19 protein-coding genes and 1 riboswitch are annotated in these 22,176 nt (G+C 61.3%); of the genes, 13 read left to right on the top strand and 6 right to left on the bottom strand.

Annotation, left to right across the window (positions count from 1 at the left end; genetic code table 11):
• Positions 1-19 precede the first annotated feature (19 nt).
• The 3 genes from AC1D19_RS14985 to AC1D19_RS14975 form a co-directional block, all read right to left on the bottom strand.
• Entirely contained in the window at positions 20-832 is an 813-nt protein-coding gene (locus AC1D19_RS14985) for an aldo/keto reductase (RefSeq protein ID WP_477763685.1), read from the bottom strand.
• Positions 829-2,004 (bottom strand): NAD(P)/FAD-dependent oxidoreductase, encoded by a 1,176-nt coding sequence (locus tag AC1D19_RS14980; RefSeq protein ID WP_477763684.1) that lies wholly within the window; start codon positions 2,002-2,004, stop codon positions 829-831. Before AC1D19_RS14980 ends, AC1D19_RS14985 begins: the two co-directional genes overlap by 4 nt.
• 147 nt (positions 2,005-2,151) lie before the next feature.
• Entirely contained in the window at positions 2,152-2,484 is a 333-nt protein-coding gene (locus AC1D19_RS14975; RefSeq protein WP_007977444.1) for a DMT family transporter, read from the bottom strand.
• A gap of 103 nt (positions 2,485-2,587) precedes the next feature.
• On the opposite strand from AC1D19_RS14975, the gene AC1D19_RS14970 reads away from it, so the two are divergent.
• On the top strand, positions 2,588-3,490 hold the full coding sequence (locus tag AC1D19_RS14970; protein ID WP_477753922.1) for a LysR family transcriptional regulator: 903 nt from the start codon (positions 2,588-2,590) through the stop codon (positions 3,488-3,490).
• 11 nt (positions 3,491-3,501) lie between these two features.
• Positions 3,502-4,779: a lipid IV(A) 3-deoxy-D-manno-octulosonic acid transferase gene (gene waaA / locus AC1D19_RS14965; RefSeq protein ID WP_477753921.1), complete on the top strand. Its 1,278-nt coding sequence runs from the start codon at positions 3,502-3,504 to the stop codon at positions 4,777-4,779.
• 100 nt (positions 4,780-4,879) lie between these two features.
• On the opposite strand, the gene AC1D19_RS14960 is transcribed toward waaA, so the two are convergent.
• Positions 4,880-6,319, bottom strand: coding sequence for a TolC family outer membrane protein (locus tag AC1D19_RS14960; RefSeq protein ID WP_477763683.1), 1,440 nt, complete (start codon positions 6,317-6,319; stop codon positions 4,880-4,882).
• A gap of 204 nt (positions 6,320-6,523) precedes the next feature.
• Positions 6,524-6,629, top strand: a riboswitch (TPP riboswitch).
• A gap of 165 nt (positions 6,630-6,794) precedes the next feature.
• On the opposite strand from AC1D19_RS14960, the gene thiC reads away from it, so the two are divergent.
• Both thiC and cytX read left to right on the top strand, forming a co-directional pair.
• Positions 6,795-8,684, top strand: a complete 1,890-nt coding sequence (gene thiC, locus AC1D19_RS14955) for a phosphomethylpyrimidine synthase ThiC (RefSeq protein WP_477763682.1) — start codon at positions 6,795-6,797, stop codon at positions 8,682-8,684.
• A 151-nt stretch (positions 8,685-8,835) separates the two neighbouring features.
• Positions 8,836-10,128, top strand: coding sequence for a putative hydroxymethylpyrimidine transporter CytX (gene cytX / locus AC1D19_RS14950; RefSeq protein WP_477763681.1), 1,293 nt, complete (start codon positions 8,836-8,838; stop codon positions 10,126-10,128).
• Here cytX and AC1D19_RS14945 read toward each other — a convergent pair.
• Positions 10,097-10,843: an RsiV family protein gene (locus AC1D19_RS14945; protein WP_477760288.1), complete on the bottom strand. Its 747-nt coding sequence runs from the start codon at positions 10,841-10,843 to the stop codon at positions 10,097-10,099. The two genes, cytX and AC1D19_RS14945, sit on opposite strands and share 32 nt — an antisense overlap.
• A 226-nt stretch (positions 10,844-11,069) precedes the next feature.
• Here AC1D19_RS14945 and AC1D19_RS14940 point away from each other — a divergent pair, with 226 nt between their 5' ends.
• The 9 genes from AC1D19_RS14940 to AC1D19_RS14900 all read left to right on the top strand — a co-directional run bounded on the left by AC1D19_RS14940 (position 11,070) and on the right by AC1D19_RS14900 (position 20,344).
• Positions 11,070-11,687 carry an NUDIX domain-containing protein gene (locus AC1D19_RS14940; protein WP_015093209.1) on the top strand — a complete coding sequence of 206 codons (618 nt, stop codon included), beginning with the start codon at positions 11,070-11,072 and terminating at the stop codon, positions 11,685-11,687.
• Positions 11,678-12,130: a DUF1249 domain-containing protein gene (locus tag AC1D19_RS14935; protein WP_007977461.1), complete on the top strand. Its 453-nt coding sequence runs from the start codon at positions 11,678-11,680 to the stop codon at positions 12,128-12,130. Before AC1D19_RS14940 ends, AC1D19_RS14935 begins: the two co-directional genes overlap by 10 nt.
• 112 nt (positions 12,131-12,242) lie before the next feature.
• On the top strand, positions 12,243-13,058 hold the full coding sequence (gene cpdA, locus AC1D19_RS14930; protein ID WP_477753916.1) for a 3',5'-cyclic-AMP phosphodiesterase: 816 nt from the start codon (positions 12,243-12,245) through the stop codon (positions 13,056-13,058).
• Positions 13,059-13,106: 48 nt separating this feature from the next.
• A complete protein-coding gene (locus AC1D19_RS14925; RefSeq protein ID WP_477763680.1) occupies positions 13,107-13,715 on the top strand; it encodes a YqiA/YcfP family alpha/beta fold hydrolase in 609 nt (202 codons plus the stop codon).
• 50 nt (positions 13,716-13,765) lie between these two features.
• The gene (gene parE / locus AC1D19_RS14920) at positions 13,766-15,670 is read left to right on the top strand and encodes a DNA topoisomerase IV subunit B (RefSeq protein WP_477763679.1); all 1,905 of its coding nucleotides are present in this window, start codon (positions 13,766-13,768) and stop codon (positions 15,668-15,670) included.
• The gene (locus AC1D19_RS14915) at positions 15,670-16,659 is read left to right on the top strand and encodes an esterase-like activity of phytase family protein (protein WP_477763678.1); all 990 of its coding nucleotides are present in this window, start codon (positions 15,670-15,672) and stop codon (positions 16,657-16,659) included. The genes parE and AC1D19_RS14915 overlap by 1 nt, the downstream gene beginning before the upstream one ends.
• Positions 16,656-17,180, top strand: coding sequence for a retropepsin-like aspartic protease family protein (locus AC1D19_RS14910; protein ID WP_477763677.1), 525 nt, complete (start codon positions 16,656-16,658; stop codon positions 17,178-17,180). Before AC1D19_RS14915 ends, AC1D19_RS14910 begins: the two co-directional genes overlap by 4 nt.
• A 7-nt stretch (positions 17,181-17,187) precedes the next feature.
• Positions 17,188-19,455, top strand: coding sequence for a DNA topoisomerase IV subunit A (parC, locus tag AC1D19_RS14905; protein WP_477753911.1), 2,268 nt, complete (start codon positions 17,188-17,190; stop codon positions 19,453-19,455).
• A gap of 175 nt (positions 19,456-19,630) precedes the next feature.
• The gene (locus AC1D19_RS14900) at positions 19,631-20,344 is read left to right on the top strand and encodes a PqiC family protein (RefSeq protein ID WP_477763676.1); all 714 of its coding nucleotides are present in this window, start codon (positions 19,631-19,633) and stop codon (positions 20,342-20,344) included.
• A 275-nt stretch (positions 20,345-20,619) separates the two neighbouring features.
• Here the strand turns inward: AC1D19_RS14900 and AC1D19_RS14895 are convergent, their stop codons facing one another.
• Complete coding sequence (locus AC1D19_RS14895) at positions 20,620-22,143, bottom strand: AhpA/YtjB family protein (protein WP_477753909.1); 1,524 nt, start codon at positions 22,141-22,143, stop codon at positions 20,620-20,622.
• Positions 22,144-22,176: the final 33 nt, after the last annotated feature.

Raw genomic sequence — 22,176 nt, 5'->3', positions numbered from 1 at the left:
TAAGGCCGCGTGGGCGGCGTCAGTGGCTACGTAGGACCTGGGCAACGGTCGCGACATTGTGGGCGAGGTGCAGCGGATTGATGGTCCCGACAATAGCACTGGCAACACCCGGATGTTCAAACAACAATTCGAAACTGGCGCGCACCGGATCCACGCCCGGACTCAGGCAGACATGACCACTGGCGAGGGCTTTCTTGACCAGAATGGCTTTGCCGTGTGCAGCAGCATAGTCAATGACGGCCTTCTCGTTTTGTTCGTTCAGATTGTAGGTGACCATCGCGCAGTCGCCTTGCTCCAGTGCCTTCAGGCCACCGTCGACGGTTTTGCCGGAAAAGCCGAAACCGCGAATCTTGCCTTCGGCCTTGAGCGCGGCGAGGGTCTCGTAGACTTCGCAGTCATTGAGGATCGCCAGGTCGTTACCATCGGAGTGCACCAGCACCAGGTCGATGAAGTCCGTTTCAAGACGTTGCAGGCTGCGTTCCACCGACATTCGAGTGTGTGCGGCGCTGAAATCGTGACGGGACTGGCCGTTGGCAAACTCTTCACCGACCTTGCTGACAATCACCCAATCCTGACGCTGACCGCGCAGCAACGCGCCGAGGCGTTCTTCGCTGCGACCATAGGCCGGGGCGGTGTCGATCAGGTTGATGCCCAGGTCGCGGGTGAGTTTGAGCAGCATGCGCGCTTCAACGTCATCGGGAATCCGGAAGCCGTTGGGGTACTTCACCCCTTGGTCGCGGCCCAGTTTCACCGTGCCCAGGCCCAAGGGTGAAACCATCAGGCCGGTACTGCCCAGCGGGCGATGCCGGTCGTGCAGGGTCGGTTGGCTCATGGCAGCAGTTGCTCCCAGGCCGGTACGCCCATCGGCGGCTTCGGCAGTTCAGGCAATGCTGCCGGGTGGCTTGGCTGGATACCGTCGCGGGTCAGGCTGGCGATCACGCGGTCGGCGAAGTCCGGCGCCAGGGCGAGCTTGGTCGGCCAGCCCACCAGCAGGCGGCCTTCCTCGGCCACAAAGGCGTTGTCGGGACGCGTCAGGCCTGATTGCAGCGGTTCGGCGCGATCCACGCGCAAGGTCGCCCATTGCACCGTGCTCAGGTCGATCCATGGCAGCAATTGGCCGAGTTCTTTCTGTGCGGTGGCGATCTGTTCGGCGGGCTCACGGGCCACGCCTTCAGATTCCGCGATATCGCCGCCCAGGTACCAGACCCATTGGCCATCCGCCGCCGGGTGCGTGGTCACGGTGATACGCGGTTTGGTGCCGCCACCCAGGCAATGGGCGTAAAGCGGTTTGAGGCTCGGCCCCTTGGCGATGATCATGTGCAACGGACGGCGCTGCATGGCGGGCTGGCTCAGACCCAGTGCTTCAAGCAATGCCGCCGTCCCGGCACCGGCGCTCAGGACGATGCGCTGGGCACGGATTTCGCGCTCATCCACCTTCAGGCCGACCAGCACGCCACCTTCCAGCAACGGCTCGATTCTCTGCCCGGCGAGCAAACCATCTCCCGCCAGATCGGCCAGGCGCTGGATCAGGCTCGGCACATCGACCACCAGTTCCGCCAGGCGATAGACCTTGCCCCTGAAGCGCTTGTCTTGCAGGGCTGGCGGCAATTGCTCGCCCTTGACCTGATCGACGCGACCGCGCACGGCCTTGCTGGCAAAGAAACTGGTGAGGTTGCCGGCAAGGGTGCCGGGGGACCACAAGTAGTGGGCTTCGGACAGCAGGCGCACGCCGGACAGATCCAGCTCGCCATTCCCTGCCAATGCTTCACGCCAACGGCGCGGCATGTCGGCGATGGCTTCCGAGGCGCCAGTCAAGGCGCCATGCAGCGCGTATTTGGCGCCGCCGTGGATGATGCCCTGGGACTTCACACTCTGCCCGCCGCCGAGGCTGGCACTTTCCACCAGCACGGTCGAAAAACCCTGGCGGCGCAGGCGCGCGTTCAGCCAGAGGCCGGCGACACCAGCGCCGACAATCAGAACGTCGGTGGAAATAACGGATGGCATGCAGCGACCTCTGTGTTCAAGACGAGGGCGCAGTATACAGATTCATGGATTGGAGCTGAGACGGGAAAAGGATCGCAGCCTGCGGCAGCTCCTACAGGTGGGCTCGGTCTGCCTTTGTAGGAGCTGCCGCAGGCTGCGATCTTTTTATCAATGCCCGGCCGTCTTGGAGAAGAGCTGGATGACCACGACGCCCAGCACAATCAACGCCATCCCCAGCATCGCCGGCACGTCCAGCTTCTGCCCATAGATAAACAGCGCTGCAACGCTGACCATCACGATCCCCATGCCGGCCCACACGGCGTACGCCACGCCCACCGGAACGCTGCGCACCACCAGGGTCAGCATCCAGAAGGCAATGCCGTAGCCGAGGATGACCAGCACCAGCGGCAGTGGGGTGCTGAGGCCCTTGACGGCTTTCATCGAAACAGTGGCAATCACTTCGGCGCAGATGGCAATGGCCAGGTAGTAGTAAGCGGTCATGGGTCAATCCTCGTGTGAAGTGTTGCTCTCTGAGGTCGGCATTCTAGAGATTCGCCAGATGCGGTAAAGTCATTACCTATCTGTTTTGAAGATGGGTTGAGCCATGAGCATGCAATGGAATCTGGAGCAGCTGCAGTTGTTTGTCAGCGTAGCGGAGCAGCGTTCGTTTTCTGCCGTGGCGCGGGATCAGCGCAAGGCGCAGTCGGCGGTCAGCAGTTCGATAGCGTTGCTGGAAGAAGACCTGGGTGTCAGCCTGTTCGACCGTAGCAGCGGGCGTCAACCGAAGCTCACTGAAGCCGGTACCGCTTTGCTGGACGAAGCGCGGGAGGTGTTGCGCCAGTGCGAACGGCTAAACGGGCGGGCATTGGCGATGATGCGCGGCCAGGAGGCACGACTGCGTGTGGCGCAGGATGAAGCGATGCCTTATCAGCCGATCATCGAAAGCTTCGAGGCCCTGGCGGACAAATTCCCCAGTCTTGAAGTGCAACTGACCAGCGCCGCCCAAGGCGAAGTCGCGCGCAAGCTGGTGGAGCGGCGTGCCGATCTTGGGCTGCTGTTCTTTCACGATCAGATTCCCGAGGCACTTGAACGGCGGGTGCTGGGCAGCGTGGAAATGGTCACGGTGTGCGGAAAGGATCATCCGTTGGCGCGTAAAGGCGCAGTGGACAGCCAACAATTGGCGCAACATCGGCAGTTGCTGATGTCCACGGAGTCGAGCATTTATCCCGGCAGTGATCCCGCCAGCCCGCAAGTCTGGCGCGCCGACAGTTTCTATGTGATGGCCGAATGGCTGGTGCGTGGCCTCGGCTGGGCCTGGTTGCCACGCCACGTGGTGCAGTACCCGACTTATCAGAATCAGATGGTCGAACTGGTCAGCGAATGGACCCCGCCGGCCCTGGTGGTGGAGCTGGTATGGCGCCGGGATGAGCCGCTCGGTCCGGCCGCGCGCTGGCTCGCCGAACGTTTTGCCGTGCACTTGCAGACGATTGGCGAAAAAAGCCGATAAACTCCGCCGCCATGAATAGAACTCTCTACACCGCGCTGTTTTATCTGGGGCTGCCATTGGTAGCGATTCGGCTTTGGCTGCGCGCACGCAAGGCGCCTGCCTATGCCAGGCGCATCGGCGAACGCTTTTCCTACGGGATGCCGACGATGAAACCGGGCGGCATCTGGGTGCACGCTGTGTCGGTGGGCGAAAGCATTGCTGCCGCGCCGATGATCCGCGCCTTGCTGGCGCGTTATCCGAATCTGCCGATCACCGTGACCTGCATGACCCCGACCGGTTCGGAACGCATCCAGGCACTGTTCGCCAATGAGCCGCGCATCCAGCACTGTTATCTGCCCTATGACCTGCCTTGCGCTGCCCGGCGTTTCCTCGATCGGGTCCAGCCGCAACTGGCGGTGATCATGGAAACCGAGCTGTGGCCCAACCATATCCATCAATGTGCCAAACGCGGGATTCCCGTGGCGTTGGCCAATGCGCGGCTGTCCGAGCGTTCGGCCAGGGGATACGGCCGGTTCCCCAGGCTGACCCAGCCGATGCTGGCCGAGATGAGCCTGTTCGCGGTGCAGACCGAAGCCGAAGCCCGACGCTTGCGCGATCTCGGCGCGCGAGTGGAAACCGTCGAAGTGACCGGATCGATCAAGTTCGACCTGACCATCGACCCGCAACTGCTTGAGCGCGCCAGCCAATTGCGCGGGCAATGGCAGGCGCTGGAACGACCGGTGTGGATCGCGGCCAGTACCCATGACGGCGAAGACGAGGTGGTGCTGGCGGCCCATCGTCAGTTGCTGGCCACTCACCCCGATGCCTTGCTGATTCTGGTGCCGCGTCATCCGGAACGCTTCAATTCGGTGTACGGGTTGTGCCAGCAACAAGGTTTTTCCACGGTCCGGCGTTCCAGCGGCGATGCGATCAGTGCGAATACGTCGGTGCTGCTGGGCGACACCATGGGCGAGTTGCTGTTTCTCTACGCCCTGGCGGACAGTGCATTCGTCGGCGGCAGCCTGGTGCCGAATGGCGGGCATAACTTGCTGGAGCCGGCGGCTCTGGCTAAACCGGTATTGAGCGGGCCGCATCTTTTCAACTTCCTCGAAATCGCCGCGCAGTTGCGCAGTGCCGGGGCGTTGCAGGAGGTGGAGGATGCCGAAGGGCTGGCGGTGGCGGTGCAACGGCTGTTCGAACTGCCGCGAGATGCGCAGCGCATGGCAGAGGCCGGGTTGAACGTGATGCGCGCCAATCAGGGTGCATTGCAGCGGTTGCTGGACGGGTTGGGGCGGTTGATCGAGCGTTAGACCGAATGGTCGGACAGAAAAAGATCGCAGCCTGCGGCAGCTCCTGCACGGGATTGATGTTCATCCTGTAGGAGCTGCCGCAGGCTGCGATCTTTTGCTTTTACTGATCAGGTCTCGCTTTCAACTGCTCAGCCGCAGCCTTGGCCAGATCCGGTGGCAGGAAATCCTTGTCCGGGTTGTAGTTGGGATTGAGCCAGCGTGCCAGGGTTTGCAGATCCCCGGGATTCAACGTACCGGCCTGTTGCTTCAAGCGCAGGTTGTCGAGGATGTAGTCGTAGCGGGTGTTGTTGTAGTCGCGCACCGAGGTGTAGAGCGAGCGCTGCGCATCCAGCACGTCGACGATGTTTCGCGTACCCACCTGATAGCCGATTTCAGTCGCTTCCACCGCGCTCTGGTTGGAGATGATCGATTGCTTGCGCGCCTGTACCTGCTCGACATCGGTGTTCACCGCCCGGTGCAGGTCACGGGTGTTTTCCACGATGCTGCGGCGCAGGGATTCGCGTTGCTGCTCGGTCTGGTCCAATTGTGCATAGGACTGACGCACCTGAGAGTTGATCAAACCACCACTGTAGATCGGGATGTTCAGTTGCAGGCCAACGGTCGTTTGCTCGACGTTGCCACCGTACGGCAGGGGCTGGTTGTTCGGGTTGCTGAAGCCCAGTGCGTCGTTGTCGCCTTTCTCGTACTTGGCTATCGCGTCAACCGTTGGCAAGTGCCCGGACTTGCGTTGCTTGAGGGTCTGCTCGGCGGCGCTGACGGCATAGTTGCTGGCCAACAGATTGAGGTTCTGCCTGCCCGCCGTTTCGACCCAGGCCTTGGCGTCGTTCGGTACTGGCGGCAGGATCGGCAAGTTATGGCTGATGCCCCAGATCGAGTTGTACTGGCGATTGGTCAGGGTGATCAATGCTTCAAAGGCGTCGTCCACCTGGCGCTGCGCAACAATGCGGTTGGCACGTGCGGTGTCGTAGCTGGCTTGTGAGTTCAATACGTCGGTCTTGTCCGAGAGACCAACATCGAAACGCTCGTTGGATTGATCGAGCTGGCGTTTGAACGCCGCTTCTTCGGCCTTGGTCGAGGCCAGGTTGTCCTGGGTGCGCAGCACGTTGAAATAGCTGTCAGCGGTTTGCAGGATCAGGTTTTGCTCGGTCGCCGAGAGTTGCAGGGCGGCCTGTTCGTTGACTTCCTTGGCGGCCTGGAACTGGAACCAGCGATCAGCCCGGAACAGCGGCTGCGCCAAAGTGGCCTGGTAGGAATGAGCATCGCGGTTGGACGTGGCGGACGGCTGATCGAGATCCGTACGCACCTCGGAAATATTCGCGCCGCCCGAGAGGTTCGGCAGCAGCCCGGCGCGGGCCTGGGGTACGACTTCCTTCTGCGCGCCGTATTGGGCGATGGCAGCCGCCAGATCGGCGTTGTTGTTGACGGCTTCCTGATAAACGCTGACCAGGTCCGTCTTGGTCGATAAGGGCGCATCTGCTGCCCAGGCCATTCCGTTGGACGCACAAGACACGGCAAGGGCCAGTGAGAGTTTGCGCAGCATAGACGATCCCTAGAATTGATATTACGAAGGTAATTTGAGCGCCAAGGCTAAGGCCCCGCTTTGACAGCGTCAATGCCGGCTCAGCGTAGCGAGTGTAGTTGTGCATTGGGGCTGCAACAATCCTGATACTGCGTGTAATTACGCCATTCATCATGGTATTTGCCGTGGGGTTGGCGTTCTTTGCCAGTTGTGTCTAGACTGGCCGGGTTCTTGTCGGGGTGCCTTGCTATGAGGCTGAGATCGAATAATTTCGGATCCCGTTGAACCTGATCAGGTTAGCGCCTGCGTAGGGAACAAGATTTCTCGTCACCCGGCGAGTCCTCTTGTGCTTCGTCCGGGATGTTGTTCGACAATCGAACACCCCTCGAGCACTGAGCACAGCACAGCTGGTTTTCCCAGCGCCCGTGCGTCCATTCGTTTACAGGTTCGCTCCGACAAAAATCCACTGCCTGGATGTGTGTCTGGAGAGCCCGTGATGACTACAAAAGCAAAAATCGCCACCAACCTGAGTGACTCGGCCAAGGTCGATCAGCAATCGGTTCAGCCGTTTACCCGCTCGCAAAAAATCTATGTTCAGGGCACTCGCCCGGACATCCTCGTGCCGATGCGCGAAATCAGCCTCGACGTGACGCCGACCGACTTCGGCGGCGAGGTCAACGCACCGGTGGTGGTGTATGACACTTCGGGCCCGTACACCGACCCCAATATCATCATCGATGTGCGCAAAGGCCTGGCCGACGTGCGTTCGCCGTGGATCGAATCCCGCGGCGATACCGAGCGCCTGAGCGGCCTGAGCTCGAATTTCGGCCAGGAGCGCCTTGCCGATCCGGAGCTGACCAAGCTGCGCTTCGCCCACGTCAACAACCCGCGCCGCGCCAAACCGGGTGCCAACGTCAGCCAGATGCACTACGCCCGCAAAGGCATCATCACCGCGGAGATGGAATACGTCGCCATCCGCGAAAACATGAAGCTCGAAGTGGCCCGCGCCGCCGGCCTGCTGGACCAGCAACACGCCGGCCACAGCTTCGGCGCCAGCGTACCGAAAATCATCACCCCGGAATTCGTCCGTGAAGAGATCGCCCGCGGTCGCGCGATCATTCCGGCCAACATCAACCACACCGAACTGGAACCGATGATCATCGGCCGTAACTTCCTGGTGAAGATCAACGGCAACATCGGCAACAGCGCCCTGGGTTCGTCCATCGAAGAAGAAGTGGCGAAACTGACCTGGGGCATTCGCTGGGGTTCGGACACGGTCATGGACTTGTCCACCGGCAAGCACATTCACGAAACTCGCGAATGGATCATCCGTAACTCGCCGGTGCCGATCGGTACCGTGCCGATCTATCAGGCACTGGAGAAGGTCAATGGCGTCGCCGAAGACCTGACCTGGGAGCTGTTCCGCGACACGCTGATCGAACAGGCCGAGCAGGGCGTCGACTACTTCACCATCCACGCTGGCGTGTTGCTGCGCTACGTGCCGATGACCGCCAAGCGCGTGACCGGCATCGTCTCCCGTGGCGGTTCGATCATGGCCAAGTGGTGCCTGGCGCACCACAAAGAGAACTTCCTCTACACCCATTTCGAAGACATCTGCGAAATCATGAAGGCCTACGACGTCAGCTTCTCGCTGGGCGATGGCCTGCGTCCGGGCTCGATTGCCGACGCCAACGACGAAGCGCAGTTCGGTGAACTGGAGACCCTCGGCGAGCTGACCAAGATCGCCTGGAAGCACGACGTGCAGTGCATGATCGAAGGCCCGGGCCACGTGCCGATGCAGTTGATCAAAGAGAACATGGACAAGCAGCTGGAGTGCTGCGACGAGGCGCCGTTCTACACCCTCGGCCCGCTGACCACCGACATCGCGCCGGGTTACGACCACATCACCTCCGGCATCGGTGCGGCGATGATCGGCTGGTTCGGTTGCGCCATGCTCTGCTACGTGACGCCGAAGGAGCACCTGGGTCTGCCGAACAAGGATGACGTGAAGACCGGGATCATCACCTACAAGATCGCCGCGCATGCCGCCGATCTGGCGAAGGGGCACCCGGGCGCACAGATCCGCGACAATGCCTTGAGCAAGGCGCGTTTCGAATTCCGTTGGGAAGACCAGTTCAACCTGGGCCTCGATCCGGACACCGCCCGTTCGTATCACGATGAAACCCTGCCGAAGGATTCGGCCAAGGTCGCGCACTTCTGCTCGATGTGCGGGCCGAAATTCTGCTCGATGAAAATCACCCAGGAAGTCCGCGAGTATGCGGCCAACCAACGGATCGAAGCGGTCGACGTGGACGTCGCCCAGGGCATGGCCGAACAGGCCGAGCGCTTCAAGCAGGAAGGCAGTCAGCTTTACCAGAAAGTTTGATCTGACCTGAAAGGGTGGGGCCTGCACAGGCCCCATCGCCAGCAGGCTGGCTCCCACATTGGATCTGTGGCGTTCACATGTCCCCTGTGGGAGCCAGCCTGCTGGCGATAGCGATCTACACAACAACAAATGCCCCTCTGAGATAACACCCTTGAGCATTCAACCCAGCACTTATTCCCCTGACATCGCGGTGCCGACCGACAAACGTGTCTTCGGTGGCCGCGACCTGTTTTCCTTGTGGTTCTCCCTCGGCATCGGCCTGATGGTGTTGCAAACCGGTGCATTGCTGGCACCGGGCCTGGGCCTCTCCGGTTCATTGCTGGCGATTTTTCTGGGCACCCTGGTCGGCGTTCTGCTGCTGGCGGCGGTCGGGGTGATCGGTAGTGACACCGGCCTGTCGTCGATGGCCGCGCTCAAGCTCAGCCTCGGCGTCAAGGGCGCGAGCCTGCCGGCGGTGCTGAACCTGCTGCAATTGATCGGCTGGGGTTCGTTCGAAATCATCGTCATGCGCGATGCCGCCAGCCTGCTGGGTGCGAAGGCCTTCAGCGAAGGCAGTCTGCTGTCGAATCCGCTGATCTGGACGCTAGTCTTCGGCGCCCTGGCGACTCTGTTGGCGGTCAGCGGTCCGCTGACTTTCGTCCGGCAGATCCTGCGCAAATGGGGTATCTGGCTGTTGCTGGCCGCCTGCACCTGGCTGACCTGGAACCTGTTCGCCAAGGCCGACCTGGCCGCGTTGTGGGCCCAGGCCGGTGACGGTTCGATGCCGTTTGCCGTGGGTTTCGACATCGCCATTGCCATGCCGCTGTCGTGGTTGCCGCTGATCGCCGACTACTCGCGCTTTGGCAAACGGGCGAAAAATGTCTTCGGTGGCACCGCCATCGGTTTCTTCATCGGTAATTTCTGGCTGATGAGCCTGGGCGTGGCCTACACCCTGGCGTTCGCGCCGAGCGGTGAAGTCAATGCCTTGCTACTGGCGCTGGCCGGGGCCGGCCTGGGGATTCCGCTGCTGCTGATTCTGCTGGATGAATCGGAAAACGCCTTTGCCGATATTCACTCGGCGGCGGTGTCCAGCGGGATTCTGCTGCGCGCCAAAGTCGAACACCTGGCCCTGGCCATCGGCGTTATCTGCACGCTGATTGCCTTGCTGGCCCCGTTGGCCCAGTACCAGAACTTCCTGCTGCTGATCGGTTCGGTGTTTGCGCCGTTGTTCGGCGTGGTGCTGGTTGACCACTTCATCCTGCGCAAGCGTAGCGCCCAGGTGGCCTCGGCCGCATTGCGCTGGCCGGCACTGCTCGCCTGGCTGGGCGGGGTCAGCACCTATCATTTGTTGGCCAACCTGTATCCGGATGTCGGTGCAACCCTGCCGGCACTGGTAGTGGCAGGGTTGCTCCAGCTAGTGCTGGGCCGGGCCTTCAGTTACGGCCGGGAAACAGCTCGGGCTTGATGATGCCGTTCAGGCGAGGGTAGGGGATCTTCAGTTCGACGTGGCCCAGCGCGTAAGGCGCGATGGTGCTGGTTTCGTACTTGAGGATCACCCCACCGTAGGTCAGCGCCACGTTCCGGGTTTTCTGGAACGGCCAGCTCTTCACGAACTCCGGTTCCTGATCGAGTTTGGTGCTGATCAACCAGCTGTTGTGCGCCACCTGCGCGGCTTTCCAGAACGCGTCTTCCTGTCCTGGCACCAGCATGTCCGACAACGTCAGCACTTTATGCTGCTGGCGCGAATAGTTGATGAAACCTCGACCTGCGGTGCCGTGGTCACCGCCGGTGTCCAGGTAGCTGGACAATTCGACTATCACCAAGCCGTCATGCTGCTCACGTACCTTCGCCTGCAGATAACTGCTGTTGCGTGGGCCGGCGGTGCGCAAAAATTCTTCGCGATAGGCCGCCAGGGTCGGAGCGACCGGCGCGTCGGGCGAGGTGCGGGTCATTTGCAGCAGGCGTTTTTCGATGATGCCGTCCAGTGCAGGCTCGGCCGGAAAGTGCAGGGTGTCGATGTTGACCAGCGGGCAATCCGGGTTGCTGCAACCGGGCTTGAGTTGCTCGGAGGCGTCGCGGGTGGTTTCCAGCGGCGTCCGGTAGTTGGGCTGGAACAGGCTCGCGCAAGCGCCCAGGGTCAGGGCGATAGCGGCCACGGAGGCGATTTTGAAAAGCGACATGAGCGTCCTTTCTGAAACAGGGGAAGGCAAAAAGTTACCGGCTTCGACTCTCAACAAAGCAGTCAGTTCGCCACTAAGCTAATTAGAGTGGGTTTCGCCCTCACCGTCCATCCCGCTGACGGGAAAGGGGCTGCATCAAACGTCACGGGCGCGTTAGGATGGCGCGAAGTCGAGGCCCAGGAAAAAAAGCAGCCTCGAACAGGATTTGCAGTAAAAGAGGATTGTCATGACGGATTTTGCCAACGCCATTCCGACCGCCGTTGATATCGTGCGGCGCGAAAAGTGCTACGAGGGCTTCTACAAACTCGAACGCGTGCACTTGCGCCACGAATTGTTCGCCGGGGGCATGAGCCGCGAGATCAATCGTGAAGTGTTCGTTCGCCATGACGCGGTCTGCATGCTGCCATACGATCCGCAGCGCGATGAAGTGGTGCTGATCGAGCAGTTTCGCGTCGGTGCCATGGGCAAGACCGACAATCCGTGGCTGATCGAACTGGTCGCTGGTCTGATCGACAAGGATGAAGTGCCGGAAGCAGTTGCTCACCGCGAAGCGCAGGAGGAAGCTGGGCTGGAAATCGGGGCGCTCTGGCCGATGCTCAAATACTTTCCATCGCCGGGCGGCAGCAACGAATTCGTGCATCTGTACCTGGGGCGTTGCGACACTACCGGGGTTGGCGGCCTGCATGGGCTGGAGGAAGAGGCAGAAGATATTCGCGTCACGGTCTGGGCTTTCGAAGATGCCCTGCAAGCCGTACGCGATGGACGTATTGCCAACGCGGCGAGCATCATTGCCTTGCAATGGCTGGCTTTGAACCGCGTTGAAGTGAGGGGGTTATGGTCGTAAACAAGCTGCGCGATCGCTATCGGGTGGACCTGGTGGGGCTGCAAGCGTCCTGCGAGGCGAACTACGCACGCCTGATGCGACTGCTGCCGGACATGCGCAGCGAGCCTGCCGCGCGGCGCATCGCCGTGACCCATGGCGACCAGATGCTCGGCGTACTGGCGCTGGAAGTGCTGCTGACCTGTCCTTACACCACGACCCTGCAAGTGCGTCAGGAACACAGCCTGCCCTGGCTGCCGGTGCCGCAACTGGAAGTGCAGGTCTATCACGACGCGCGCATGGCCGAAGTGGTCAGCGCCGAACATGCACGACGCTTTCGCGGCATCTATCCTTACCCGAACGCCTCGATGCACCAGCCGGACGAAAAGGCCCAGTTGAACATGTTTCTGGGCGAATGGCTGAGCCATTGCCTGGCGCTGGGGCATGAATACGAAGTAGTACGTTAGTTGTGAAGCGCAGTTGTGAACTATGTCAGGTTCACAGGTTTCCCCTTTCGATCGTCCCCCAGCATAATTGCGGCACTTACCCATCCCCGTGATCACGCCCTGGGAGAACGCCTTGCCGAGCGTATCCACATTGACCACCGCCGATCCGGCGTTGCTGGTGCAACTCTCCGACAGCCATCTGTTTGCCGAAGCGGACGGCGCGTTGCTGGGCATGAATACCCGCGACAGCCTGCAGAAGGTCATCGAGCTGGTGCGCGCGCAACAGCCGCAGATTGACTTGATCCTGGCAACGGGTGATCTGTCCCAGGACGGGACGCTGGAGTCCTACCGGCAATTTCGTGACATGACGCGCCAGCTCGATGCGCCGGCGCGCTGGATTCCCGGTAATCACGATGAGCCGCAGATCATGGCCGAGGCCGCGGTGCAGAGTGCTTTGCTCGAACCGGTGGTGGATATCGGCAACTGGCGGGTCACGTTGCTTGATTCGGCCGTGCCAGGCTCGGTGCCGGGTTATTTGGAGGATGAACAGTTGCAGCTGCTCGCCCGCGCGTTGAGCGAAGCGCCGGAGCGTCATCATCTGGTGTGCTTCCACCATCACCCGGTTTCGATTGGTTGCGCGTGGATGGAGCCTATCGGTCTGCGCAATCCCGAGGCGTTTTTTGAAGTGCTGGATCGTTTTCCACAAGTGCGTGCCGTGCTGTGGGGACATGTGCACCAGGAAATCGATCAATTACGTAACGGCGTGCGTCTGATCGCCTCGCCCTCGACTTGCATCCAGTTCGAACCGGGCAGCGAGGATTTCAAGGTCGGCGAACAGGCACCGGGCTATCGCTGGTTGCGACTGCTGCCCGACGGGCGGCTGGAAACCGGGGTGGAGCGGGTCACCGGGTTCGATTTCACTGTGGATTACGGTTCCAACGGCTACTGATAAATCCCGTAAACTCCGCCTCTTTTAGCCGACGCACAGGGAACTCAAATGTCCGGTTCGATCCTTTATGTCCACGGCTTCAACAGCTCGCCGTTGTCGAAGAAGGCCTGCCAGTTGATCGACGTGATGGAGCGCTTGGGCCTGAGCGAACACTTGCGCGTTCCAGCGTTGCACCATCACCCGCGCCAGGCTATTGCTCAACTGGAGCAGGCGATTGCCGAGCTGGGGCGGCCACTGCTGGTCGGCAGCTCGCTCGGCGGCTACTATGCCACTCACTTGGCCGAGCGCCTTGGCTTGAAAGCCCTGTTGATCAACCCTGCCGTCAGCCCGCACCGGATGTTCGACGGCTTTCTGGGGACACAGAAAAACCTGTATACCGAAGAGACCTGGGAAATGACCCACGACCACGTGGCGGCCCTGGCCGAACTGGAAGTGCCGGTGCCCCAGGATCCACAGCGTTATCAGGTATGGTTGCAGACCGGGGACGAAACGCTGGACTATCGCCTCGCCCAGCAGTATTACCGGGCCTGTGCCTTGCGCATTCAGGCCGGCGGCGACCACAGTTTCCAGGGTTTTGCCACGCAACTGCCGGCCATGCTGAGTTTTGCCGGCATTGGCGCCGATTTGTATCAGGCAATCGATTTCACCGCATTGTGAGCGATAGCCCCATGAATTCTTTTTTCACCGAACACTGACGACGAGACCCCATGGCCACTCCCAGCGCTAGCTCTTATAACGCAGACGCCATCGAAGTCCTCTCGGGCCTCGACCCGGTGCGCAAGCGCCCCGGCATGTACACCGACACCAGTCGGCCGAACCACCTTGCCCAGGAAGTCATCGACAACAGTGTCGACGAAGCCTTGGCCGGGCATGCCACATCGGTGCAAGTGATCCTGCATGCCGACCATTCCCTGGAAGTCAGCGACGACGGCCGTGGCATGCCGGTGGACATTCACCCCGAGGAAGGTGTTTCGGGCGTCGAGTTGATCCTCACCAAGCTTCATGCCGGTGGCAAGTTTTCCAACAAGAACTACCAGTTCTCCGGCGGTCTGCACGGTGTGGGTATTTCCGTGGTCAACGCCTTGTCCACCGAAGTGCGGGTGCGGGTCAAGCGTGACGGCAACGAATACCAGATGACCTTCAAGGATGGCTACAAGGCCACCGAGCTGGAAATCGTCGGTACGGTCGGCAAGCGCAACACCGGCACCAGCGTGTTCTTCGCACCGGATCCGAAATACTTCGACTCCCCGAAATTCTCCATCAGTCGCCTCAAGCACGTGCTCAAGGCCAAGGCCGTGTTGTGCCCGGGGCTGCTGGTCAGTTTTGAAGACAAGGCCACCGGCGAGAAAGTCGAATGGCATTACGAAGACGGCCTGCGTTCCTACCTGGTGGATGCGGTCAGCGAATTCGAGCGCCTGCCGGACGAGCCGTTCTGCGGTAGCCTGGCCGGTAATAAAGAAGCGGTGGATTGGGCGCTGCTGTGGCTGCCCGAAGGTGGCGACGCGGTCCAGGAAAGCTACGTCAACCTGATCCCGACAGCCCAGGGCGGCACCCACGTCAACGGTTTGCGTCAAGGCCTGCTCGACGCCATGCGTGAATTCTGCGAATTCCGCAGCCTGCTGCCGCGTGGCGTGAAGCTGGCGCCGGAAGACGTCTGGGAGCGCATTGCCTTCGTGCTGTCGATGAAGATGCAGGAACCGCAATTCTCCGGCCAGACCAAGGAGCGGCTGTCTTCTCGTGAAGCGGCGGCGTTCGTCTCCGGTGTGGTCAAGGATGCGTTCAGCCTGTGGCTCAATGCCAACCCGGAAACCGGCATGCTGCTGGCGGAACTGGCGATCAACAACGCCGGCCGTCGCCTCAAGGCCAGCAAGAAGGTCGAGCGCAAACGCATTACCCAAGGCCCGGCGCTGCCAGGCAAGTTGGCTGATTGTGCCGGGCAAGACCCGATGCGTTCCGAACTGTTCCTGGTGGAAGGTGATTCCGCCGGCGGTTCCGCCAAGCAAGCGCGGGACAAGGAATTCCAGGCGATCCTGCCATTGCGCGGCAAGATCCTCAACACCTGGGAAGTCGACGGCAGCGAAGTGCTGGCCAGCCAGGAAGTGCACAACATTGCCGTGGCCATCGGTGTCGATCCGGGCGCGGCGGACATCAGCCAGCTGCGCTACGGCAAGATCTGCATCCTCGCCGACGCCGACTCCGACGGTCTGCACATCGCGACCTTGCTGTGCGCCTTGTTCGTCCAGCATTTCCGCCCATTGGTGGATGCCGGTCACGTCTACGTCGCGATGCCGCCGTTGTACCGCATCGATCTGGGCAAAGAGATCTACTACGCCCTCGATGAAGCCGAACGCGATGGCATCCTCGATCGCCTGGTGGCCGAGAAGAAGCGCGGCAAGCCGCAGGTCACCCGATTCAAGGGCCTGGGTGAAATGAACCCGCCGCAGCTGCGTGAGACCACCATGGACCCGAACACCCGGCGTCTGGTGCAGTTGACCCTGGAAGATTTCGAGGCGACCTCGGAAATGATGGACATGCTGCTGGCGAAGAAGCGCGCCGGCGACCGTAAGACCTGGCTGGAGTCCAAGGGCAACCTGGCCGAGGTTCTGGGCTGATGCGCCTGGGCTTTGCCCTGGCCTGTGGGTTGCTGCTGACGTCGAACATGGTATCCGCCGAGCCGGCGCTACAGTTGCGCCTGTTGTCCGAACATGTCGTCGACGGCATGCGCGGCGGCAACCTGTCCGGGCTGGCGCAGTGCGGCAATGATCTGTGGGCGGTTTCCGACCGCGACGATAATCAGATCTACCGCCTGGATACCAGCGAATCTGTCTGGCAGGCTGAAACGGTGCACATCAACGCACCGCCAGTGCCTGACAGCGGCTTGCCCTGGGGGCTGAAGTCTCGCGTCTGGGGGGCTTCTTTCGTGCGTGGCGGTGATCTGGACTTTGAAGGCATCACCTGCGACAGCGCCGGCAATCGCTACATCGTCAGCGAAGGCCATGCTGCTGTCTTGCAAGTGCCGCCAACGGGGCCCGCCGCCTGGCTGAAGATCTCGCCGATGCTGGTTCGCGAGGCACGGGCCAGAGGCCTGCTGTTGCAGTTCAATGCGTTGTTCGAAGGGCTGGCGGTCAATCCGGCAGGCGATCAGTTGTGGTTCGCCGCCGAGCGGCAAGGCCGCGGACTGCTGATGATCAAGCGCAAACAGACCCTGTGGGATTGCGACGGTGGTTGCGTGCTGCTGAGCGAGGCGGGCATGGAAATGCAGCCCGAGCAGTTTCCCCATGCCAAAGCCGTGCCGCGGGACTTCTCTGACCTGTCACTGTTCAACGGCAAGCTGTTCACCCTTGAACGCAACGCCTACCAGATCTGCCGCCGGGATCCGCAGACGGCCAAGGTCGAGCGCTGCTGGTCGTACGCCGCCGAGTTGTTGCAGGAAAACCGTCGTTATCCACAGAGCTACGGACTGGAAGAAGCATTGATCGTGGATGCCGATGGCGCCTGGGTCGGTGTCGACAACAATTTTGGCGCGCGTGCCGATGGCGAAGTCCGTCCGGTGGTCTGGCGCTTCGCTGCACCGGAAGGTGGCTGGAGTGCCAAGCCGTGAGACAACAAACCCCAGGGCAGCGCATCGGCCGGGTGTTCATGGTGCTGGCCTGGTGTGCGGCGCTGTTTCTGGCCACGCGGTTTTTCGGCCAGTGGGAAGCGCGTCAGCAAAATCCGAATGTGGTGGTCAGTTCGGAGCAGGGCGAAGGTTTCATTGAGGTGAAACTGGCCAGCAATGTGCAGGGGCATTTTGTCGCCAGCGGTCAGATCAACGGTCAGCCGGTGGACTTCATGCTCGATACCGGGGCGACCGATGTATCGATCCCTCTGGATCTGGCCAGGCGATTGAAGCTCGAAGAAGGATTCGGCGTGACCCTGAGCACGGCCAATGGCCTGAGCCAGGGCTATCGCACCCGTATCGAACGCCTGCAACTGGGCGACATCGTGCTGCGGGATGTACGCGCACTGGTGGCCCCGGGGCTGCATGGCGATCAGGTGTTGCTCGGCATGAGCGCACTGAGCAAACTTGAATTTACCCAGCGCGGTGGCACCATGCTGCTGCGCCAGACAACGAACCGATGAGGCCCGCATGAGCGACTCCCTTGATCTCAGCCTGGACGGTGTAGAACGCCGCTCGCTGGCTGACTTCACCGAAAATGCCTACCTCAACTACTCCATGTACGTGATCATGGACCGTGCCCTGCCGCATATCGGCGACGGTCTGAAACCGGTACAGCGCCGCATTATTTATGCGATGAGCGAGTTGGGGCTGGACGCCGATTCCAAGCACAAGAAGTCGGCGCGTACCGTCGGTGACGTGCTCGGCAAGTTCCACCCTCACGGCGATTCGGCCTGCTACGAAGCCATGGTGCTGATGGCCCAGCCGTTCAGCTATCGCTACACGCTGGTCGACGGCCAGGGCAACTGGGGTGCGCCGGATGATCCCAAGTCCTTCGCCGCCATGCGTTACACCGAAGCGCGGTTGTCGCGTTATTCCGAAGTGCTGCTCAGCGAACTGGGCCAGGGCACGGCTGATTGGGGCCCGAACTTCGACGGTACCCTCGACGAACCGCTGGTCTTGCCGGCCCGTCTGCCGAACATTCTGCTCAACGGCACCACCGGTATCGCCGTGGGCATGGCCACCGACGTTCCGCCGCACAACCTGCGGGAAGTCGCCACGGCGTGCGTGCGTTTGCTCGATGAGCCCAAGGCCACGGTCGAACAGCTCTGCGAACACATCCAGGGCCCGGACTACCCGACCGAAGCGGAAATCATCACCCCGCGCGCCGACCTGCTGAAGATCTACGAAACCGGTCGTGGTTCGGTGCGCATGCGTGCCGTGTATCACATTGAAGACGGCGACATCATCGTCACCGCACTGCCGCACCAGGTCTCGGGCGCCAAGGTGCTGGAACAGATCGCCGCGATGATGCAGGCCAAGCCGTCCAAGGCGCCGCAAATTGCCGACTTGCGTGACGAATCCGACCACGAAAACCCGTGCCGGATCGTGATCATTCCGGGCGCGCGGAAAAACTTCGACCACGATGCGCTGATGCAGCACCTGTTCGCCAGCACCGAGCTGGAGTCGAGCTACCGGGTCAACGTCAACATCATTGGCCTGGACGGCAAGCCGCAACTGAAAAACCTGCGGGCGCTGCTGGTCGAATGGCTGGAGTTCCGGGTGCAGACCGTGCGTCGCCGCCTGCAATTCCGCCTCGACAAGGTCGAGCGTCGCCTGCACCTGTTGGACGGTTTGTTGATTGCCTACCTCAACCTGGATGAAGTGATCCACATCATCCGCACCGAGGAGCACCCGAAAGCCGCGCTGATCGAGCGCTTCGCCCTCAGCGAAATCCAGGCCGAATACATCCTCGACACCCGTTTGCGTCAGTTGGCGCGACTGGAAGAGATGAAGCTGCGTGCCGAGCAGGATGAACTGCTCAAGGAACAAGCCAAGCTGCAAGCCCTGCTCAGCAGCGAAGCCAAGTTGAAAAAACTGGTGCGCAGCGAACTGATCAAGGACGCGGAAACCTACGGCGATGACCGTCGGTCGCCTATTGTCGAGCGCGCCGAAGCCAAGGCCCTGACCGAGCACGATCTGCTGCCGAACGAGAAAGTGACGGTCGTTTTGTCGGAAAAAGGCTGGATTCGCTCCGCCAAAGGCCACGAAATCGACGCCACTGGGCTTTCCTACAAGGCCGGGGACGGATTCAAGGCGCTGGCAGCCGGACGCTCCAACCAGTTCGCGGTGTTTATCGACTCCACCGGCCGCAGTTATTCAGTGGCCGCCCACACCTTGCCGTCGGCCCGTGGCCAGGGCGAACCGCTGACCGGTCGCCTGACGCCACCGCCGGGAGCGAGTTTCGAATGCGTGCTGATGCCGGAAGACGATGCGCTGTATGTGATAGCCTCCGACGCCGGCTACGGTTTTGTGGTCAAGGGTGAAGACCTGCAGGCCAAGAACAAGGCGGGCAAGGCCCTGCTGAGCCTGCCGAACAACGCCAAAGTCATGCTGCCGCGCCCAGTGGCCGATCGTGAGCAGAACTGGCTGGCGTCGGTGACGACCGAAGGTCGCCTGCTGATCTTCAAAATCAGCGACCTGCCACAATTAGGTAAGGGCAAAGGCAACAAGATCATCGGGATTCCCGGTGAGCGAGTGGCCAGTCGCGAAGAGTTCGTGACGGACATCGCTGTATTGCCGGACGGTGCAACATTGGTGTTGCAGGCCGGGAAACGGACCTTGTCACTGAAAGCGGACGACCTCGAACACTACAAGGGTGAACGTGGCCGTCGTGGCAATAAGTTGCCGCGTGGCTTCCAGAGGGTCGATGCGCTGCTCGTCGAAAACCTCAATTAGGCGACTTAGAAGCGCCGATCTACGATTTAACCCGTAGTTCGGCGCTTTGCGCTGGAGTCGGAACGCATATTCACGGATGATATGGCCTTTCAAGCGCCGGCATTGCCGCGCGTTCTTCATATTTATTGAGTATTTTCACTGTGATCAGCCTTTTAGCGATCACTTGGATGGGACGATGACTGCTCTGCGCCTTCCTTTTATTCTTTTGCTCGTCGGCGTTCTTGGCCTGGCGGGTTGCAGCGTTCACCAACCGGTGTCGTTGTATCAACTGGACGCTGGTAGTCCGGTTCAGCCCGCACAGAACGCGGGCATGGCGGTATTGTTGGGGCCGGTCACCGTGGCCGACTACCTGCAACGCGAAACCCTGTTGCAGCGTCAGCTGGATGGCAGCCTGCAAGCCTCGACCGACGGTCGTTGGGCTGGCAGCCTTTCGTCGGATATCGATCAGCTGCTGCTGCGTCAGGTCGCAGGTCGCCTGGACAGCCAGCGCGTGGTGCTGGCCCCGGCGACAGTGGGCTTCACCCCGGACGTTCAGGTACTGCTGACCATCACGCGGCTGGACTCGGGTGAAAAACAACCGGCGGTCCTCGACGCGCAATGGCGCCTGATCGACCGTCGCGGGCAGGTCCGCGACAACCGCATCATCCATTTGCAGGAGCAGCATGCCGGTAGTACGGCGGCTCAGGTCCAGGCTCAGGGTGTGTTGCTGCAACGCCTGGCCGAGCAGCTGTCGGTGGCGCTCAAGCCGCTGGCCAATCAGCCGCCGATCGCCGAGGTCCCGCGCAAGCCGGCAGCCAAGGCGGCAGCACCTGCGGTAGAACAGGAAAAGCAGCCTAAGATCCCGATGGCCGCGCCGGTCCGGACGGATATGGAAGTGTTCCGCTTCTGACCCGGAACTGAAGCTGTTCCCCATACAAAGCCCGCCCTGTGCGGGCTTTGTTGTTTCTGCAGGCCAGGGATTCCTGTCGCCTGTGCTGGCCTCTTCGCTGGCAAGCCAGCTCCTACAGGTTTTACGTCGTTCACAAAGTTGTGGGCTTACACCGATCCTGTAGGAGCTGGCTTGCCAGCGAAAGCGTCAGAGCAGGCAACAAAAAGCCCGCAGACGATCGCTCATCTGCGGGCTTCCAGGTTTAAAGGCTAAAAAATCGCAGCCTTCGGCAGCTCCTACGCCCGACGCTCGTGCATCCGCGCCAATTGCCGTTCAAGCATCGATGGATACGGCTCCATCAACCGTTCCACGCAGCACGCGCCCTCAGGGCTGGCAATCGGGCGGATCCGTGCGCGCTGGCGGATCAAGGCGTCATCACTGATCTTGCGCTCCACCAGCAGCAGGTTGCGGCTGTGTTGCGACAGGGCCAGGGCGTCCTGGGCGGGGTCGGTCAGCAGCAGGTCGATCTGGCTCAGGCCGAACAATTCGTCACCGAGGGTCAGGCCCAGCTGCAATTGCAGGGTGATGCCGCTGTCCGCGACTTCGATCTGCAACTGGTGGCCCAGAGCCCGCAGCAGCTCGCCACAGCAAATGGCGTTGGTCAGGTAATCGTCGCCGCTGTCTTCGGTGTGGAACAGCATCAAGGTGCTGCCATCGTTCAAGGTTTCCACTTCGCCTTGATACAGCGACGCGGCCTGATCGAGGCAGTCGCGATAGCGTTCGAGCAGTTCTTCAAGACGTGCCCGCGGCAGGCGTCGCAGTTGTTCCTGGGAGCCCAGCTGCACTGCCAGCACCGCGCTGTGTTGTGGCACGCTCGGCGTGGCCTGGCGAATGACCGGTTGCGGGTTGCTGCCCAGCGATTCGTCGCGCAGGTCGGCGAACGGGTCTTCATCTTCATCATCGTCGTCTTCGACGGTGCTGACGATCTGCCGTGGCGCTGGCTTGAGCGCCGCTACCGGGCTGCTCTCGTCGAAACTCGGATCGCGCAGGTTGCGGACTTCGAAGGCCGGGTCGGCTTCGTCATCCATGTCGTCGAATTCCGGTTCCGGTTCCGGCACAGGGGCGGGCTCCGGGGCGAAGTTGGCGTGCAGCTGACGCGCCAGGTCGCCGATTTCGTCCTGGCGGTCGGTGGCCGGGGTGTATTCATCGATGTTGCGCAGCCACACCCGCAATTGCAGCAGCGGCGTGGAGAGATAACGCCCCATGCGCAGGCTCAGGGCCAAAGACAGGGCCAGCAGGATGGCGCTCAGAATGCCCATGCTTTGCAGGCTGATGGTCATCGGCTGCTGGAACTGATCCATGTCCAGGCTGATGCGCAGCTGGCCAGCCGTCACGTCCTGAAAAGTGATCTTGCTCTGGTAGATGCCCTCGGCTTCGCCCAGCAGGCCGTGTTTGGGGCGCTGACCGGCTTCGGCAAGGATGCGGTTATCCATGCTGTAGATGGCTGCATGCGCCACCAGCTTGTTCTTGGTCAGGTTGTTGAGCAGCACGTTGAGGCTGAGGATGTCGTTGGACACCAACAGCTCGGTGGCCGAGGTGGCCGTCTGCGTGGTCAGGCTTTCGCCCAGCGCATCCGCCTGCTCGTGCATGGCCTGCTTGAACTGCAAGCCCATCACACCGGCATAGATGACCAGGGCCAGGGCGACCAGGATCACGTTATGGCTGGCGATGCGCAATGCAATCGGTACACGGCGGTGGCGCAGTGCCCGGAAGATCAGCAGGAAGAAGTTGTCGGTTTTTACTGGCGTGGGCCGGTTCACTTGAGCTCGGCTCTTTTGTCCGTGAAGTTGACG

This window comes from Pseudomonas sp. P1_C12, assembly GCF_056406435.1.
This window is presented reverse-complemented; position numbering and strand designations above follow the sequence as displayed.

Excerpts from the sequence above, each read along its gene's own strand:
- parE (WP_477763679.1), top strand. The coding sequence starts at position 13,766 with ATGGCCACTCCCAGCGCTAGCTCTTATAACGCAGACGCCATCGAAGTC.
- AC1D19_RS14985 (WP_477763685.1), bottom strand. The coding sequence starts at position 832 with ATGAGCCAACCGACCCTGCACGACCGGCATCGCCCGCTGGGCAGTACC.
- AC1D19_RS14935 (WP_007977461.1), top strand. The coding sequence starts at position 11,678 with ATGGTCGTAAACAAGCTGCGCGATCGCTATCGGGTGGACCTGGTGGGG.
- AC1D19_RS14960 (WP_477763683.1), bottom strand. The coding sequence starts at position 6,319 with ATGCTGCGCAAACTCTCACTGGCCCTTGCCGTGTCTTGTGCGTCCAAC.
- AC1D19_RS14925 (WP_477763680.1), top strand. The coding sequence starts at position 13,107 with ATGTCCGGTTCGATCCTTTATGTCCACGGCTTCAACAGCTCGCCGTTG.
- thiC (WP_477763682.1), top strand. The coding sequence starts at position 6,795 with ATGACTACAAAAGCAAAAATCGCCACCAACCTGAGTGACTCGGCCAAG.
- AC1D19_RS14945 (WP_477760288.1), bottom strand. The coding sequence starts at position 10,843 with ATGTCGCTTTTCAAAATCGCCTCCGTGGCCGCTATCGCCCTGACCCTG.
- AC1D19_RS14900 (WP_477763676.1), top strand. The coding sequence starts at position 19,631 with ATGACTGCTCTGCGCCTTCCTTTTATTCTTTTGCTCGTCGGCGTTCTT.
- parC (WP_477753911.1), top strand. The coding sequence starts at position 17,188 with ATGAGCGACTCCCTTGATCTCAGCCTGGACGGTGTAGAACGCCGCTCG.
- AC1D19_RS14970 (WP_477753922.1), top strand. The coding sequence starts at position 2,588 with ATGAGCATGCAATGGAATCTGGAGCAGCTGCAGTTGTTTGTCAGCGTA.
- AC1D19_RS14940 (WP_015093209.1), top strand. The coding sequence starts at position 11,070 with ATGACGGATTTTGCCAACGCCATTCCGACCGCCGTTGATATCGTGCGG.
- AC1D19_RS14980 (WP_477763684.1), bottom strand. The coding sequence starts at position 2,004 with ATGCCATCCGTTATTTCCACCGACGTTCTGATTGTCGGCGCTGGTGTC.
- AC1D19_RS14915 (WP_477763678.1), top strand. The coding sequence starts at position 15,670 with ATGCGCCTGGGCTTTGCCCTGGCCTGTGGGTTGCTGCTGACGTCGAAC.
- waaA (WP_477753921.1), top strand. The coding sequence starts at position 3,502 with ATGAATAGAACTCTCTACACCGCGCTGTTTTATCTGGGGCTGCCATTG.
- AC1D19_RS14975 (WP_007977444.1), bottom strand. The coding sequence starts at position 2,484 with ATGACCGCTTACTACTACCTGGCCATTGCCATCTGCGCCGAAGTGATT.